Consider the following 14,359-nt stretch of genomic DNA (forward strand, 5'->3'; position numbering starts at 1 on the left):
CGGATCTCGCCTGATTCCATGACCACGGCCAACCTGCTCGATTTCGATCTCGAGGGGTTGGCTGCGTTCTGCGAAAAACTCGGCGAGAAGAAATTCCGCGCCACACAGCTTTACCGCTGGATCCACCAGCGTGGCGCCAGCGACTTCACCCAGATGACCGATCTGGCGAAGTCGCTTCGCGAGAAGCTCGCGACCACCGCTCGCGTCGAGGCCCTGCCGGTCATCACGCAGCACGAATCCAAGGACGGCACGATCAAGTGGCTGTTCGACGTCGGTGACGGCAATGCCGTCGAAGCCGTATTCATTCCCGAGGACGACCGCGGCACCCTTTGCGTGTCGTCCCAGGCCGGCTGTGCGGTCGGTTGCCGCTTTTGCTCGACGGGGCATCAGGGCTTCAGCCGCAACCTGGGCACGGGCGAAATCGTCGCCCAGCTCTGGTTTGCCGAACACTTCCTGCGCAAGCACCTGAAGCGCGACGAACGCGTCATCTCCAATGTGGTGATGATGGGCATGGGCGAGCCGCTGCAGAACTACTCGGCGCTGGTGCCTGCATTGCGCACCATGCTCGACGACAACGCCTACGGGCTGTCGCGCCGCCGCGTGACGGTGTCGACCTCCGGCGTGGTGCCGATGATCGACCGCCTGGGCGCCGATTGCCCCGTGGCGCTCGCCGTTTCGCTGCACGCGCCCAACGATCCGCTGCGCGACGACCTGGTGCCGCTGAATCGCAAGTACCCGATCGACGAGCTCATCGAGGCCTGCAAACGCTACCTGGCCCATGCGCCGCGCGACTTCATCACCTTCGAGTACTGCATGCTCGACGGCGTGAACGACCAGCCCGAACATGCGCGCCAACTGGTCGACCTGGTCCGCAAGCACGGCATCTCGTGCAAGTTCAACCTGATTCCGTTCAACCCGTTCCCGGCCTCGGGCCTGCTGCGCTCGCCGCAGCCGCGCGTGCTGGCGTTCGCCCGGACGCTCAGCGAGGCCGGCCTCGTGACCACCGTGCGCAAGACGCGCGGCGACGACATCGATGCCGCCTGCGGCCAGCTCGCCGGCGACGTGAAAGACCGCACCCGGGCGGCCGAGCGCATGGCGCAGCGCCGCGCGGCGGAGCAGCGCCCCGTCGTTTTGCACCCGGTCCGCAAGACCAAGACCGTCTCCCAGGAGCACTGAACCGATGAGCATGGCCATTTCGATGACGACCGCGAACGTGCAGCGGATGCTGACTGTGGGTTTCGCGGGCGTCGCCGTGTCGCTGCTGCTTGGGGGTTGCGTGAGCACGCGCACCACCACCACCAGCCTGGCCGACAGCAGCAATTCGCCCAAGGGCACCGAGATCGTCACCGAGTCCGACGAGTCCAACCGCCAGCGCCGCGCGCGCCTGCGCATGGAGCTGGCCGCCGGCTATTTCGAGCACGGCCAGACCACGGTGGCCCTCGACGAAATCAAGCAGGCGCTGGCCGCCGACCCCAACAACGCCGACGCGTACAACCTGCGTGGCCTCGTCTACATGCGGCTCGACGACGCCGGCCTGGCCGAGGACAGCTTCCGCCGCGCCATCGCGATCAATCCGCGCGACCCGAACACGCGCCACAACTACGGCTGGCTGCTGTGCCAGCAGAACCGCTATGGCGACGCCGCTGCCCAGTTTAACGAGGCCCTGGCGGTGCCGACCTACACCGAGCGCGCCAAGACGCTCATGACCCAGGGCGTGTGCGAGCTCAAGGCCGGCCAGCGGGAAAAGGCCGAGCGCACGCTCATGCAGGCCTACGAGATCGACGCCAGCAATCCGGTCGTCGCTTTCAACCTGGCGTCGGTGCTGGCGCAGCGCGAGGAGTGGTCGCGCGCGCAGTTCTACATCCGCCGCGTCAACAACAGCGCCGCGGCCAGTCCCGAGACGCTCTGGCTCGGCATCAAGATCGAACGCAAGCTGAACAACCGCGAAGCAGTCGCGCAGTTGGGAGGCCAACTGCAACGACGCTTCCCCCAGTCGCGGGAGGCAACAGCGTACGAGCGCGGGAATTTCAATGACTGATCGGGTTTCGGAGTTCGGCACTTCCGCCGCATTGCCACTGGAAACAGGCGATATCGCGAACAAGACGGCCGGCGAGCTGCTTCGCGAGGCGCGCGAGGCCCATGGCCTGCACATCGAGATGGTCGCGGCGGCCCTGAAGGTGCCGCCGCAGAAGCTCATGGCGCTGGAGGCGGACGACATCGCCTCGCTGCCCGACCCGGTCTTCGCCCGTGCGCTGGCCAGCAGCGTCTGCCGCGCCCTGCGCATCGATCCGGCCCCCGTGCTCGCGAAGCTCCCCACCACGCAGAAGGTGTCGCTGGCCGAGACCGACCGCACCCTTCGCTCGAACATCGGCTCGGGCACGCCGCGCTGGGGTGGCAGCAGCCGCTCCAGCGGGCTGCCTTCGCGGCCGCTGCTGATCGTCGTGTTGCTGCTGCTGATCGGCGCGGGTGCGCTGTTCTGGTTGCCGCAGTCGGCTTTCGACCAGCTCAGCGCTTCCGTGGCGCGGCTCACGGCGCGCAGCGAGTCCAGTGCCGAATCGGGTTCTGCCGGCGCGGCGGCTTCGAGCGGCGGTTCGGTGGCCGAGAGCGTGCCTACGCAGGCCGTGGCCCCCAGCGGTCCGGTGGCCAGCGATGCGCCTGCGGCAACGCCTGCTCCAGGTGCGCCTGCGGCTCCTGCTGCGCCCGCCGCTGCCGCGCCGACTGCTGCGGCACCGGCAGTCACGCCCGTGGCCGCCGCTTCGAGCAGTCAGCCGCTCGTCTTCGTGGCTCGCGAGGAATGCTGGATCACCGTGACCGAAGCCGGCGGCAAGCAGCTGCTGCGCCGCAGCCTGCAGGCCGGCGAAACGGTGGGCCTGTCGGGTGCGCTGCCGCTGTCGGTCGTGGTCGGCCGTGCGTCGAGCGTCGACGTGCAGGTCCGCGGCCAGCCCTTTGACCTGAAGCCCTTCACCAAGAGCGGTGGCGTGGCGCGTTTCGAGGTGAAGCCGTGACTTCCGCCAGCAGCAGCGATTGCCTTCCCGTCCCCATCGAGGCCGCGGCTCCCAAGCCGCGCCGTTCGCGCCAGGCCAGCGTGGTCTGGGGTCCGCGCGTGGTCACGGTGGGCGGCGACGCCCCGGTGCGCGTGCAGTCGATGACCAACACCGACACCGTCGATGCCATCGGCACGGCGATCCAGGTGAAGGAACTGGCCCAGGCCGGCTCCGAGATGGTCCGCATCACGGTCAACACGCCCGAGGCCGCCGCGCAGGTGCCCTACATCCGCGAGCAGCTCGACCGCATGGGCGTCGACGTGCCGCTGGTGGGTGACTTCCACTACAACGGGCACCGCCTGCTGACCGACTATCCGGCCTGCGCCGAGGCGCTGAGCAAGTACCGCATCAACCCCGGCAACGTGGGCAAGGGCGACAAGAAGGACCGGCAGTTCGGCCAGATGATCGACGCCGCGATGCGCTGGAACAAGCCGGTGCGCATCGGCGTCAACTGGGGCAGCCTCGACCAGGAGCTGCTTGCCAGCCTGATGGACGCCAACAGCCGTCGCACCGAGCCCTGGGACGCCAAGCAGGTCATGTACGAGGCGCTCATCACCTCGGCGATCGAGTCCGCGAAGCTGGCCGAGTCGATGGGCATGGCCGGCAACCAGATCATCCTGTCGTGCAAGGTGAGCGGCGTGCAGGACCTGATCTCGGTCTATCGCGAGCTGGCCCGCCGCTGCGACTATCCGCTGCACCTGGGCCTCACCGAGGCCGGCATGGGTACCAAGGGCACCGTGGCGTCGGCCGCGGCGCTGTCGATCCTGCTGCAGGAAGGCATCGGCGACACGATCCGCGTGTCGCTCACGCCGCAGCCGGGCGAGTCGCGCACGCAGGAGGTGGTGATCGCCTCCGAGATCCTGCAGGCGCTGGGCCTGCGCGTGTTCGTGCCGAGCGTCACCGCCTGCCCGGGCTGCGGCCGCACCACCAGCACCACCTTCCAGGAGCTGGCCAAGCAGATCGACGACTACCTGCGCATGCAGATGCCGGTCTGGCGCAAGAAATATCCGGGCGTGGAGACGCTCAAGGTGGCCGTCATGGGCTGCATCGTCAACGGCCCAGGCGAGAGCAAGCACGCCGACATCGGCATCAGCCTGCCCGGCACCGGCGAGGCACCCGCGGCACCCGTCTTCATCGACGGCGAAAAGGCCCTCACGCTGCGCGGCGACAATATCGCCAACGAGTTCCATCAGCTCGTCGAAAACTACATTGAAAAGCGCTTCGGCGGCGAACACGCTGTCGCGGCCTGACATCTCCGCAGACCATGGCTGAAAAACTGAATGCCGTCAAAGGCATGAACGACATATTGCCGCCCGAATCGGCGCGCTGGGAGTGGCTCGAAGCCACCGTGCGCGACCTGATGGGGCGCTATGCGTACCGCAATGTGCGCACGCCGATCCTGGAGCACACGGCGCTGTTCGTGCGCGGCATCGGCGAGGTGACCGACATAGTCGAGAAGGAGATGTACTCCTTCCAGGACCGCTCCGACAAGTATGGCGACAACGACCATCTGACCCTGCGTCCCGAGAACACGGCCGGCCTCGTGCGTGCCGTGATCGAGCACAACATGCTCTACGACGGCGGCAAGCGCCTCTGGTACACCGGCCCGATGTTCCGTCGCGAGAAGCCCCAGCGCGGGCGCTTCCGCCAATTCCATCAGATCGGCGCCGAAGCCTTGGGGTTTGCCGGACCCGACGTCGATGCCGAGTTGATCCTGCTGGCCAGCGCATTGTGGAAGGCCATCGGCCTGACCGACGTTCGCCTGGAGCTCAACAGCCTCGGCCAGCCGGCCGAGCGCGCCCAGCACCGTGCTGAACTCATCGCCCATTTCGAGAAGCACGCCGACAAGCTCGACGAGGATGGCAAGCGCCGCCTGTACAGCAATCCGCTGCGCATCCTCGACACGAAGAATCCGGCGATGAAGGAAGTGGTGGAGGCTGCGCCGAAGCTGATCGACTTTCTCGGCGCGGAGTCGCTCGCGCACTTCGAAGGGCTTCAGGCCATCCTCAAGGCCAACGACATCGCGTTCACGATCAATCCGCGCCTCGTGCGCGGGCTGGACTACTACAACCTCACGGTCTTCGAGTTCGTGACCGACCGCCTCGGATCCCAGGGCACGGTGTGCGCGGGCGGCCGTTACGACGACCTGATCGCGCAGATCGGTGGCAAGCCAGCGCCTGCCGTGGGCTGGGCCATGGGTGTCGAGCGCGTGCTGGACCTGATGAAAGAGCAGGGGACGGAGATCCCGCAGCCGACCCCCGACGTCTATGCGGTGGTTCCCGATGCTGCTGCCATGCCGGTGGTGCTGCGAACGCTGCAGCAGCTGCGCGATGCAGGGGTGCGCGTGCAGATGCACGCCGCCACGGTCGACGGCCTTGGCAGCTTCAAGTCGCAGTTCAAGCGAGCCGACAACAGCGGCGCCACCTACGCCCTGATCTTCGGCGCCGACGAGCTCGCACGCGGCGAAGTCACGCTCAAGGCGCTGCGTGACGGAACCGGCGCACAGACCGCCCGGTCTCTTTCGGAAGTGGCCGCCTGGGCCGCCACCCTACAATCGCCGGCTCCCAACACCTGACACGCATGGCAACCCATCTCGACCTCGAAGAACAGGAACAGCTCGACCAGCTCAAGCATTTCTGGAATACCTACGGCACCCTGATCACCTCGGTCGTGCTGCTCGTTGCCGGCGCCTTCGTGGCCTGGAACGGCTGGCAATGGTATGGCCGCAACAAGGCGGCGCAGGCCTCGTCGCTCTACGACGAGATCGAGAAGACCGCGCAGGCGGGCGATCCGGCGCGCATCGCGCTCGTGCTCGACGACATGAAGAAGCGCTTCTCGGGCACCACCTACGCGCAGCAGGCCGGCCTGCTGGTCGCCAAGACCCTGTACGAGAAGGGCAACGCCGCTGGCTCGCGTGCCGAGCTCGAATGGGTGGCGCAGAACGCCATCGATCCCGGCTACAAGGCCGTCGCCCGGCTGCGGCTGGCGGCCGAACTGCTCGACGGCAAGTCCTACGACGACGCGCTCAAGCAGCTCGACGGCAGCGTGCCCAAGGAATTCGAACCGCTGGTGGCCGACCGCAAGGGCGACATCTACCTGGCGCAGGGCAAGCGCGCCGAGGCGCAGGCCGAATACCGCAAGGCCTGGACCGGCCTGGGCCCCACGTCCGACTACCGCCGCCTGGTGGAGATCAAGCTCAATGCGGTCGGCGTCGATCCCAAGAGCCTTGCCCCCGTGATCACCGTCACTCCCGCAGCCCCCAAGACTCCCTGACCGCATCATGAATTTCAAGCGCCTCATGCCTGGATCCACCGCCCTGCGTGCGGGATCAGCTCTCGTTCTGGTAGCGCTCCTGGCGGCCTGCTCGGGCTCGTCCAAGCCCAAGCCGGATCCGCTGCCCGCCAATCCGGCCCTGATGGGTGTGCGCCAGGCGTGGACGGTGCGCATTCCGGAAGTGCAGTTCCCGCTGACCACGGACGTGAGCGGCGACACGATCACCGTGGCCGGCAGCGACGGCACCGTGGTCGCGATCGATGCGCGCGCTGGTCGCGAGATCTGGCGTGGCAAGGCCGGCGCTGGGCTGGCAGCCGGCGTCGGCAGCGACGGGCAGGTGGCGGCGGTCGTCACCACCGACAACGAACTGGTCGCCCTCGAGAACGGCAAGGTGCTGTGGAAGCAGAAGCTTTCGGCCCAGGCCTTCACTGCACCGCTGGTGGCGGGTCGCCGCGTGTTCGTGCAGACCGCCGACCGCAGCGTCAGCGCCTGGGACGGCCAGAGCGGCCGCCGCCTGTGGATCCAGCAGCGCGCTGGCGAGAACCTCGTGCTGCGCAAGTCGGGCGTGCTCCTCGCCGTGGGCGATACGCTGGTGGCCGGCATTGGCGGCCGTCTGGTGGGCATCAACCCCGCCAACGGTACCTCGCGCTGGGAATCGCCCATCGCGGCGCCGCGCGGCACCAACGACGTCGAACGCCTGGTCGACCTGACCGGCAGCGTGAGCCGCTTCGGCGACACGATCTGCGCGCGTGCCTACTACGCCAGCGTCGGCTGCGTCGACACCCTGCGCGGTTCGCTGGTCTGGAGCAAGCCCGCCTCGGGCGCAGACGGCGTCAGCGGCAACGAGAGCTTCATCTATGGCACCGAGTCCGACGGCAGCGTCGTGGCCTGGCGCCGTGCTGATGGCGAGCGCGCCTGGCAGATGTCCCGCCTCAAGAACCGCGTCCTGACCTCGCCGCTGGCCGTGGGCCGCTCGCTCATCATGGGCGAGGACACCGGTACGCTGCACTTCGTGTCGCGCGAAGACGGTGCGCTGCTCAATCGCATCACGCCCGATGGCTCTGCCATCACCGTGGCACCGGTGCTCGCAGGCAACACGGTGGTCGTGGTGACCGCCAAGGGTGGCGTGTTTGGCTACCGCCCCGAGTAATTTCCTTTTCTCCGTTCTTTTCTCTTTCCAAGGCCCGACCATGAAAACCGCGCCCTCGAAAGGCCGGCCATGAAGCCGGTCGTGGCCCTGGTCGGGCGGCCGAATGTCGGCAAGTCGACCCTCTTCAACAGGCTGACGCAGACGCGCGACGCCATCGTCGCCGACTTCGCGGGCCTCACGCGCGACCGCCATTACGGCAACGGCCGCCTGGGCAAGCGCGAGTTCATCGTCATCGACACCGGCGGCTTCGAGCCCGATGCCGGCAGCGGCATCTACAAGGAAATGGCCAAGCAGACGCGGCAGGCCGTCGCCGAGGCCGACGTCGTGATCTTCGTGGTGGACGCACGCGAGGGGCTCTCTGCGCAGGACCACGACATCGCCAACGAACTGCGCCGCATCGGCAAGCCCTGCGTGCTGGTGGCCAACAAGGCCGAAGGCATGCACGATGGCACCAAGCTGGTGGACTTCTACGAGCTGGGGCTGGGCGAGGTGCATGGCGTGTCCGCCGCGCACGGGCAGGGCATCCGGGGCCTGGTCGAGCTGGCGCTGGAGCCGCTGAACCTTCCCGATCCCGACGACGAGGAAGAAGAGGACGAGGTCAACAAGCCGATCAAGCTCGCCGTGGCCGGCCGTCCGAACGTCGGCAAGTCGACGCTGATCAACACCTGGCTGGGCGAAGAGCGCCTCGTGGCCTTCGACATGCCCGGCACCACGCGCGATGCCATCTCCGTGCCTTTCGAGCGCAACGGTCAGCGCTTCGAACTGATCGATACCGCCGGCCTGCGCCGCAAGGGCAGGGTGTTCGAGGCGATCGAGAAGTTCTCGGTGGTCAAGACGCTGCAGGCCATCGAGTCGGCCAACGTGGTGCTGCTGCTGCTCGACGCCACGCAGGGCGTGACCGACCAAGACGCGCACATCGCGGGCTACATCCTCGAGAGCGGCCGCGCGGTGGTGATCGCGATCAACAAGTGGGACGCGGTCGACAGCTACCAGCGCGAGCAGATCCAGAGGCAGATCGAGACCCGGCTTGCGTTCCTGAAGTTCGCGGCGCTGCATTTCATCTCGGCCATCAAGCGCCAGGGGCTGGGCCCCGTGTGGCAGGCCATCGCGCAGGCCCACAAGTCGGCAACGCGCAAGATGTCCACGCCGGTGCTGACCCGGTTGCTGCTCGAGGCGGTGCAGTTCCAGGCGCCCAAGAGAAGCGGCATGTTCCGTCCCAAGCTGCGCTACGCGCACCAGGGCGGCATGAATCCGCCGGTGATCGTGATCCATGGGAATTCGCTCGAACATGTGACGGATGCTTACAAGCGCTTTCTCGAAGGGCGCTTCCGCAAGGAGTTCGATCTCGTGGGTACCCCCTTGCGCATCGAGTTCAAGAGCTCCCACAATCCCTTCGTCGACAAGGACGACTGACAGAATTTGGCGGCGGATGGCCGCCGTTGAGTCCCGGCCAGGGTTGAAGTTCCGGCTTTTGAGAGACGTTATTTTTCAAAGGCTTTTGAGCGCGATTGCTGCGGCGCGGAAACCCTGTGTTAAGGTCTTCTCCTCCAACAACTACTCTTGAACACGGAGAATATCGTGAGCAATAAAGGGCAACTTCTACAAGACCCGTTTCTGAACACCTTGCGTCGCGAGCATGTGCCGGTCTCCATTTACCTGGTGAACGGTATCAAGCTGCAAGGCCAGATCGAGTCTTTCGACCAGTACGTCGTGTTGCTTCGCAACACGGTGACGCAGATGGTCTACAAGCACGCCATTTCCACCATCGTGCCAGGCCGTGCCGTCAACTTCTCGGCTACCGAGAACGACGACAACGCCGCCTGATCGCGCGGAGCGCGGCGGCAACCCCGCCGCGCTTTTTCCCTATTTCTGATCCCGCTTGTCTGAACTGATTCCCCGCCAGGAAGGCGCCGCCGTTCTCGTCGGCGTCGATTTCGGGCTGCCCCATTTCGACAGCGAACTAGAGGAACTCGGCCTGCTCGCGCAGACCGCGGGCCTGACGCCCGTCGCCCGCCTCGCGTGCAAGCGCAAGGCGCCAGATGCGGCATTGTTCGTCGGAAGCGGCAAGGCCGAAGAAATCAAGGAGCTGGCTGCCCTTCATCGGGCGAGCGAGGTCATCTTCGACCAGGCCCTGAGCCCCGCGCAGCAGCGCAACCTAGAGCGCCAGCTCGACGTGGCGGTCTACGACCGCACCTTTCTCATCCTCGAAATCTTCGCCCAGCGCGCGCGTTCGCACGAAGGCAAGCTGCAGGTGGAGCTTGCCCGCCTGCAGTACCTCAGCACGCGGCTGGTGCGCCGCTGGTCGCACCTGGAGCGCCAGACCGGTGGCGCGGGCGTGCGCGGCGGCCCGGGCGAGAAGCAGATCGAGCTCGATCGCCGGATGATCAGCGAGTCGATCAAGCGCACGCGAGAGCGCCTCGCCAAGGTGCAGAAGCAGCGCGGCACGCAGCGGCGCCAGCGCGAGCGCCGCGACACCTTCAACATCTCGCTGGTGGGCTACACCAACGCGGGCAAGTCGTCGCTCTTCAACGCGCTGGTCAAGGCGCGCGCCTATGCGGCCGACCAGCTGTTCGCCACCCTCGACACCACCACGCGCCACCTCTACCTGGGCGATGCGCGCAGGCAGGTGTCGATTTCCGACACGGTGGGCTTCATCCGCGACCTGCCGCACGGGCTGGTCGATGCCTTCAAGGCCACGCTGCAGGAGGCGGTCGATGCCGACTTGCTGCTGCACGTGATCGATGCCTCCAATCCGCACTACCCCGAGCAGATGGCCGAGGTGCAGTCGGTCCTGCAGGAGATCGGCGCGGACGCCGTGCCGCAGCTGCTGGTCTTCAACAAGCTCGACGCCCTTGAAAGCACGCAGCATCCGCTGCATCTGCAGGACGTGATGGAAATCGACGGCGTCCAGGTTCCGCGCATCTTCCTCAGCGCCAGGACGGGTGAGGGCGTGCCGCTGCTGCGTGCCGAGCTCGCCCGGCAATCGGGCTGCGCAACCGATACGATGACCCCTGCGGCGGACGCTGAATTGCACGACGCCACCGACGGATTGGGCACAATCCCGCCACTGACAAGAGAACGAAGCGAATGAATTCAAAGCCAGCGCGGAGAGGGTTTCTGGGCATGTTCAACCTGAACGACGGCCGATGGGGTCGCGGCGACGAGCCGTCCTCCTCCAGCGGCGACCGCCCGGCCGGAAACCGGCCCCCCGATGCCAATCCCCCCGGCGGCCCCACGCCCCCGCCACAAGGCAGCAATAGCGGCAGCAACAACGGCAACGACAACCGTCCCCGCGGCCAGGGACCCAACCAGGGCCCGCCCGACCTCGATGAACTCTGGCGCGACCTCAACCGCAAGCTCGGCGGCTTCTTCGGCGGCAAGGGCGGCGGCAACCGCCCCAACGGCGGCGGTGGTGGCAACGGCTACAAGCCCGACATGAAGAACGCCGGCTTCGGCATCGGCCTGGTCGCGGCGGTGGCGGTGCTGATCTGGCTCGGCACCGGCTTCTTCATCGTGAACGAAGGCCAGCAGGCCGTCATCACCCAGTTCGGCAAGTACAAGAGCACCGTGGGCGCGGGCTTCAACTGGCGCCTGCCATATCCCATCCAGCGCCACGAAGTCGTGGTGACCACGCAGATCCGCTCCGCCGACGTCGGCCGCGATGCCATCGTGCGCTCCACCGGCCTGCGCGAGTCGGCCATGCTGACCGAGGACGAGAACATCGTCGAGATCAAGTTCGCCGTGCAGTACCGCCTGAGCGATCCGCGCGCCTGGCTCTACGAGAGCAAGTCGCCCGCCGACACCGTCGTGCAGGTGGCCGAGACCTCCGTGCGCGAGGTGGTCGGCAAGATGAAGATGGACGCGGCGCTCGCCGAGGAGCGCGACCAGATCGCGCCGCGCGTGCGTACGCTGATGCAGACCATCCTCGACCGCTACAAGATCGGCGTCGAGGTCGTGGGCATCAACCTGCAGCAGGGCGGCGTGCGCCCGCCCGAGCAGGTGCAGGCCGCGTTCGACGACGTGCTCAAGGCCGGCCAGGAGCGCGAGCGCACCAAGAACGATGCACAGGCCTACGCCAACAACGTGGTGCCGCTGGCCACCGGTACGGCCTCGCGCCTGAAGGAGGAGTCCGAGGCCTACAAGGCGCGGATCGTGGCGCAGGCTCAGGGTGATGCGGGCCGCTTCAGCGCGGTGCTGTCTGAATACCAGAAGGCCCCTCAGGTGACGCGAGACCGCATGTACACCGACGCCATGCAGCAGATCTACGCCAGCACGACCAAGGTGCTGGTCGACAGCAAGCAGGGTTCGAACCTGCTGTACCTGCCGCTCGACAAGCTCATGCAGATGAGCGGCGGCAACGCTGCCACGCCGGTCGATGCGGCCAGCCCCAGCGTCGCCGGCACGGCGCCGGCACAGTCCTCGGTCATCCCGGTGGCCCCCACCACGAGCGACGTGCGCGGCCGCGACGGCCGCTCGCGTGACCGTGACGTGCGTTGAGAAAGGCCCGCAAGAACATGAACAGAATCGGATTCATCGCCACCTCGATCCTCGTGCTGCTCGTCCTGGCAAGCTCGATGCTCTTCGTGGTCGACCAGCGCCAGTTCGGCGTGGTCTACGCACTCGGCCAGATCAAGCAGGTCATCACCGAGCCCGGCCTCAACTTCAAGCTGCCGCCGCCGTTCCAGAACGTGTCGTACATCGACAAGCGCCTGCTGACGCTCTCCAGCGTGGACACCGAGCCCATGCTCACGGCTGAGAAGCAGCGCGTGGTGATCGACTGGTACGTGCGCTGGCGCATCAGCGACCCGCAGGCCTACATCCGCAATGTCGGCCTCGACGAGAACGCCGGCGCGATGCAGCTCAACCGCGTGGTTCGCAACGCGTTCCAGGAAAACATCAACAAGCGCACTGTGCGCGACCTGATCTCGGTGCGCCGCGAGGCCCTGATGGCGGACGTGCAGCGCGAGGTGCTGTCGGTGGTGAAGGGCAGCAAGCCCTGGGGCGTGGACGTTGTCGACGTGCGCATCACCCGAGTCGACTACGTGGAAGCCATCACCGAGTCGGTCTACCGCCGCATGGAAGCCGAACGCAAGCGCGTGGCCAACGAGCTGCGTTCCACCGGCACGGCCGAGGGCGAGAAGATCCGCGCCGATGCCGACCGCCAGCGCGAGGTGATCGTGGCGAATGCATACCGCGACGCCCAGAAGATCAAGGGCGAGGGCGATGCCCAGGCTGCTGCCGCCTATAGCGAGGCCTTCGGGCGCGACCCCCAGTTCGCGCAGTTCTATCGCAGCCTCGAGGCCTACAAGCAGAGCTTCAACAAGAAGAGCGATGTGATGGTGCTCGACCCGTCGTCGGACTTCTTCCGCGCCATGCAGGGCTCGGGCTCGAACACCGCCGCACCTCGCCGTTGACCACGCCAGGCCTCAGCCGTCCTCAGGAGCCGTGAGCGCCGATACTTTCTGGAGCGCGCTGGCGCTCGTCCTGGTGATCGAGGGCATCCTGCCCTTCGTGTCGCCGGGAGGGTGGCGGCGCGGCTTCGGCCAGCTCATGCAGCTGCGCGACGGCCAGCTGCGCTTCTTCGGGCTCTGCAGCATCCTTCTGGGGCTGGTCCTGCTCTGGATCCTGGCCTGATTCGGCCCGCCGATCGACGCCTGGCCGGGCCGGTTGCCCGGTGCCGGTAGAATCCCGTTTTAACCACGCCCCCGATCCCCATGTCCGCCTGGGTCCTCCCGGATCACATTGCCGATGTGCTGCCCTCCGAGGCCCGCCACATCGAAGAACTTCGACGCCAGCTGCTCGACACCGCCCGTGGCTACGGCTACGAGCTGGTGATGCCGCCGCTGCTCGAGCATCTCGAGTCGCTGCTCTCCGGCACCGGCGAGGCGCTCGACCTCCAGACTTTCAAGCTCGTCGACCAGCTTTCCGGCCGCAGCATGGGCCTTCGCGCCGACACCACCCCCCAGGTGGCGCGCATCGATGCCCACCTGCTGAACCGCGACGGCGTGGCCCGCCTGTGCTACTGCGGCCCGGTGCTCCACACCCGCCCGGACCGCCCGCACGCGACCCGTGAGCCCCTGCAGTTCGGCGCCGAGATCTACGGCCACGCGGGCCTCGAGGCCGACACCGAAACCCTGCTGCTGGCGCTCGACTGCCTCGATGCCGCCGGCCTGCGCGAGGGCGTGATCGTCGACCTGGCCGATGCCCGCATCGTGCGTGCGCTGTTCGCCGGCGTGCCGGTCGACGGTGCCACCCTGGCGCAGGTGCATGCGGCGCTGGCGGCCAAGGACGCCAGCGAGCTCGAATCCCTCACCAGGAATTTCCCCGCCGCCTCGCGCGACGGCCTGCGCGCGCTCATCCAGCTCTATGGCGACGAGGCGGTGCTCGACGAGGCGGCGAAGGCCCTGAAGGGCACTCCCGCGGTCGGCACCGCGCTGGCCGACCTCAAGCAGCTCGCTACGGGCCTGCAGGGCGTGCCCGGACGCCAGATCAGCTTCGACCTGGCCGACCTGCGCGGCTATGCGTACTACAGCGGCATGCGCTTCGGCATCTACGTGCCAGGCGCGGCCGATTCGCTGGTACGCGGCGGCCGCTATGACGAGGTGGGGGCCGTGTTCGGCCGCAACCGCCCGGCCGTCGGCTTCAGCCTCGACGTGCGCGAGCTGGTCGGCGTGCTGCCGGCCCGTCCGCTGCGCGCCGCCATCCGCGCGCCCTGGAGCGACGCGGCCGGCCTGCGTCAGGCCATTGCCCAATTGCGCAAGGCCGGCGAAACGGTAGTCTGCGTGCTGCCGGGCCATGGCAGCGAAATCGATGAATTCCACTGCGACCGCGAGCTCGTCGAGCAGGCCGGCCAGTGGAGTGTCCGAGCGATCTGATTTTTTGAAGTAATGGA

The 14,359-nt window shown here is 67.2% G+C and carries 14 protein-coding genes; all 14 read left to right on the forward strand.

Going from position 1 to position 14,359, the window contains the following annotated elements:
• Positions 1 to 18 precede the first annotated feature (18 nt).
• On the forward strand, positions 19 to 1,176 hold the full coding sequence (gene rlmN / locus ACTJLF_RS07460) for a 23S rRNA (adenine(2503)-C(2))-methyltransferase RlmN (RefSeq protein WP_019653121.1): 1,158 nt from the start codon (positions 19 to 21) through the stop codon (positions 1,174 to 1,176).
• Positions 1,177 to 1,180: 4 nt separating this feature from the next.
• Entirely contained in the window at positions 1,181 to 2,038 is an 858-nt protein-coding gene (pilW, locus tag ACTJLF_RS07465; RefSeq protein ID WP_019653120.1) for a type IV pilus biogenesis/stability protein PilW, read from the forward strand.
• A complete protein-coding gene (locus ACTJLF_RS07470; protein ID WP_440882772.1) occupies positions 2,031 to 3,005 on the forward strand; it encodes a helix-turn-helix domain-containing protein in 975 nt (324 codons plus the stop codon). Before pilW ends, ACTJLF_RS07470 begins: the two co-directional genes overlap by 8 nt.
• Positions 3,002 to 4,294: a flavodoxin-dependent (E)-4-hydroxy-3-methylbut-2-enyl-diphosphate synthase gene (ispG, locus tag ACTJLF_RS07475; protein WP_126184335.1), complete on the forward strand. Its 1,293-nt coding sequence runs from the start codon at positions 3,002 to 3,004 to the stop codon at positions 4,292 to 4,294. Before ACTJLF_RS07470 ends, ispG begins: the two co-directional genes overlap by 4 nt.
• Positions 4,295 to 4,308: 14 nt before the next feature.
• Positions 4,309 to 5,619, forward strand: coding sequence for a histidine--tRNA ligase (hisS, locus tag ACTJLF_RS07480; protein ID WP_126184334.1), 1,311 nt, complete (start codon positions 4,309 to 4,311; stop codon positions 5,617 to 5,619).
• A 5-nt stretch (positions 5,620 to 5,624) separates the two neighbouring features.
• Positions 5,625 to 6,317, forward strand: coding sequence for a YfgM family protein (locus ACTJLF_RS07485; RefSeq protein WP_126184333.1), 693 nt, complete (start codon positions 5,625 to 5,627; stop codon positions 6,315 to 6,317).
• Between the two features lie 7 nt (positions 6,318 to 6,324).
• A complete protein-coding gene (bamB, locus tag ACTJLF_RS07490; protein WP_126184332.1) occupies positions 6,325 to 7,467 on the forward strand; it encodes an outer membrane protein assembly factor BamB in 1,143 nt (380 codons plus the stop codon).
• Between the two features lie 69 nt (positions 7,468 to 7,536).
• Complete coding sequence (gene der, locus ACTJLF_RS07495; protein WP_019653114.1) at positions 7,537 to 8,880, forward strand: ribosome biogenesis GTPase Der; 1,344 nt, start codon at positions 7,537 to 7,539, stop codon at positions 8,878 to 8,880.
• 165 nt (positions 8,881 to 9,045) lie between these two features.
• Positions 9,046 to 9,291, forward strand: a complete 246-nt coding sequence (gene hfq, locus ACTJLF_RS07500) for an RNA chaperone Hfq (RefSeq protein WP_026346229.1) — start codon at positions 9,046 to 9,048, stop codon at positions 9,289 to 9,291.
• 55 nt (positions 9,292 to 9,346) lie between these two features.
• Complete coding sequence (hflX, locus tag ACTJLF_RS07505) at positions 9,347 to 10,558, forward strand: GTPase HflX (RefSeq protein WP_440882773.1); 1,212 nt, start codon at positions 9,347 to 9,349, stop codon at positions 10,556 to 10,558.
• Between the two features lie 32 nt (positions 10,559 to 10,590).
• Positions 10,591 to 11,964 (forward strand): FtsH protease activity modulator HflK, encoded by a 1,374-nt coding sequence (gene hflK / locus ACTJLF_RS07510; RefSeq protein ID WP_019653111.1) that lies wholly within the window; start codon positions 10,591 to 10,593, stop codon positions 11,962 to 11,964.
• 17 nt (positions 11,965 to 11,981) lie between these two features.
• Positions 11,982 to 12,881, forward strand: coding sequence for a protease modulator HflC (gene hflC, locus ACTJLF_RS07515; protein ID WP_019653110.1), 900 nt, complete (start codon positions 11,982 to 11,984; stop codon positions 12,879 to 12,881).
• Positions 12,882 to 12,912: 31 nt separating this feature from the next.
• Positions 12,913 to 13,101, forward strand: a complete 189-nt coding sequence (locus tag ACTJLF_RS07520; protein ID WP_019653109.1) for a DUF2065 domain-containing protein — start codon at positions 12,913 to 12,915, stop codon at positions 13,099 to 13,101.
• Positions 13,102 to 13,181: 80 nt separating this feature from the next.
• Entirely contained in the window at positions 13,182 to 14,342 is a 1,161-nt protein-coding gene (locus tag ACTJLF_RS07525; protein WP_019653108.1) for an ATP phosphoribosyltransferase regulatory subunit, read from the forward strand.
• Positions 14,343 to 14,359: the final 17 nt, after the last annotated feature.

Source organism: Variovorax sp. 22077 (assembly GCF_052044195.1).
In the GTDB taxonomy this organism is placed as follows: domain Bacteria; phylum Pseudomonadota; class Gammaproteobacteria; order Burkholderiales; family Burkholderiaceae_C; genus Variovorax; species Variovorax atrisoli.

What these genes read in the sequence shown, in the direction of transcription:
- rlmN (WP_019653121.1), top strand. Translation starts at nt 19, where the DNA reads ATGACCACGGCCAACCTGCTCGATTTCGATCTCGAGGGGTTGGCTGCG.
- pilW (WP_019653120.1), top strand. Translation starts at nt 1,181, where the DNA reads ATGAGCATGGCCATTTCGATGACGACCGCGAACGTGCAGCGGATGCTG.
- ACTJLF_RS07470 (WP_440882772.1), top strand. Translation starts at nt 2,031, where the DNA reads ATGACTGATCGGGTTTCGGAGTTCGGCACTTCCGCCGCATTGCCACTG.
- hisS (WP_126184334.1), top strand. Translation starts at nt 4,309, where the DNA reads ATGGCTGAAAAACTGAATGCCGTCAAAGGCATGAACGACATATTGCCG.
- ACTJLF_RS07485 (WP_126184333.1), top strand. Translation starts at nt 5,625, where the DNA reads ATGGCAACCCATCTCGACCTCGAAGAACAGGAACAGCTCGACCAGCTC.
- bamB (WP_126184332.1), top strand. Translation starts at nt 6,325, where the DNA reads ATGAATTTCAAGCGCCTCATGCCTGGATCCACCGCCCTGCGTGCGGGA.
- der (WP_019653114.1), top strand. Translation starts at nt 7,537, where the DNA reads ATGAAGCCGGTCGTGGCCCTGGTCGGGCGGCCGAATGTCGGCAAGTCG.
- hflK (WP_019653111.1), top strand. Translation starts at nt 10,591, where the DNA reads ATGTTCAACCTGAACGACGGCCGATGGGGTCGCGGCGACGAGCCGTCC.
- hflC (WP_019653110.1), top strand. Translation starts at nt 11,982, where the DNA reads ATGAACAGAATCGGATTCATCGCCACCTCGATCCTCGTGCTGCTCGTC.
- ACTJLF_RS07525 (WP_019653108.1), top strand. Translation starts at nt 13,182, where the DNA reads ATGTCCGCCTGGGTCCTCCCGGATCACATTGCCGATGTGCTGCCCTCC.